General features: G+C 29.6%; 3 protein-coding genes. All 3 read right to left on the bottom strand.

Annotation, left to right across the window (positions count from 1 at the left end; genetic code table 11):
- Positions 1–694 precede the first annotated feature (694 nt).
- Genes ELQ11_RS10420 through ELQ11_RS10190 form a run of 3 tightly spaced genes read right to left on the bottom strand, consistent with a single transcriptional unit; the run spans position 695 to position 1,154 of the window.
- On the bottom strand, positions 695–847 hold the full coding sequence (locus ELQ11_RS10420; protein WP_166739189.1) for a hypothetical protein: 153 nt from the start codon (positions 845–847) through the stop codon (positions 695–697).
- A 3-nt stretch (positions 848–850) separates the two neighbouring features.
- Positions 851–1,039, bottom strand: a complete 189-nt coding sequence (locus tag ELQ11_RS10415) for a hypothetical protein (protein WP_243833555.1) — start codon at positions 1,037–1,039, stop codon at positions 851–853.
- Positions 1,020–1,154, bottom strand: coding sequence for a helix-turn-helix transcriptional regulator (locus ELQ11_RS10190; RefSeq protein WP_002813602.1), 135 nt, complete (start codon positions 1,152–1,154; stop codon positions 1,020–1,022). The genes ELQ11_RS10415 and ELQ11_RS10190 overlap by 20 nt, the downstream gene beginning before the upstream one ends.
- Positions 1,155–1,326 lie beyond the last annotated feature (172 nt).

Here is a 1,326-nt window from a genome sequence, read left to right as displayed (position 1 = left end):
AACTTTCAATTAAAATAATAAAAGCTCTACTATCGCCTGTATTTATAAACAATCCTATGCCAATAGATTCCATGAATATTAAGATTGCTTTTGTGGGTATTTTTGTAAATATTACTATTTTTTTGAAAAAATCTTTCTTTTTTCTCCTTATCTTATAACAAAAAAATGCTAAAAGTCAAGGGATAAAATATCCCACCTTAGGGTTAAGTTACACTAGATTGTTTCTAGTGTGAGAGTATTATTTTAAGTGTTCTACAAACATAAAGTCCATTATTGCCCAAACACTTGAAATTATAGTAGCAATGCTAACAACACAAGCTCCTATAAGCCAATAGATTCCTTGTTGTTTTAATGAACTTACCGATAGTTTGATTTCGGCTTCAAGTCTTTTAATCTCAGAATAAAATAAGTTTTCAAGTCTTTTAATCTCAGATTGGAATAAATCCTTGCTAACCAACTCATTTCTTATTTGCTCAATGGCTTCTTGCTTTAAATTCCCAAAATTAAGCCTTTGCGTTGTTGCTCTATCATTAGCAAATTCTTCAAAAGCTTGAATGAGCTTTTTAGCTTAATCAGTATCTGAAAAAATACTTTCCAATAATGCTTTAAAGCTCTCATTGAGTGTAATTTCTTTTTTCATGGCATATCCTTGCATGCTTAACTCCTAAATTATAACATATTTTCATGTGCGCTCTTAGGCCACATTTCCAATTTGCTTCCACCATGTTTTTTTCTCAGAGTGAAATCTATAACCTAATTGCTTGATTTTTTCATTTAAACCATAGGTATTTCCTACAATCCAATAATAACCATCTTCATTTTTCACTTCGAGTCCCAAAGATAACAAAACTTATCTTTCATCTTCGCTAAAAGTTGTAGCGTTTGATTGTGAAAAGTTTTGTGAGAAATCAACTTTCTTTTTGTTTTCATGAGTATTGTTTTGTTCGGCTTCAATATCGATAATAATATCACTACTTTCAGTAACCCCAACGCCCATTTCTTCAGAAGAATATAATCCACTAAGTTGGAATTTTACCACTAGCCCAAGTATTTATTGTAGAAGCAGAGACATCTAATTGTCTTCCTAATTCAGTTTGAGTAATGTTTAACTCTTTACAAACTTCTTTAATAATATTTTCTTTCTCTTCTGTCATGCTAATCCTTTATTTTAGATTGATATTTTTTAGTAATAATTTTTTCATTACTTTTCAGAAATGAAAGGATTTGGCTCATTTTTTGAATTTCCCTGTCTTAGTGCAGGGCTTATTATATTTTCTACTATTTTATTTTTAATCATTTCAAAATCTTTGTCATTGATTTTTCCTA

This window comes from Campylobacter sp. US50a, assembly GCF_004379015.1.
Taxonomy (GTDB): Bacteria; Campylobacterota; Campylobacteria; order Campylobacterales; family Campylobacteraceae; genus Campylobacter_D; species Campylobacter_D jejuni.
Note: the sequence above shows the minus strand (reverse complement) of the source record. Positions and strands in the feature narration are given on the sequence as shown.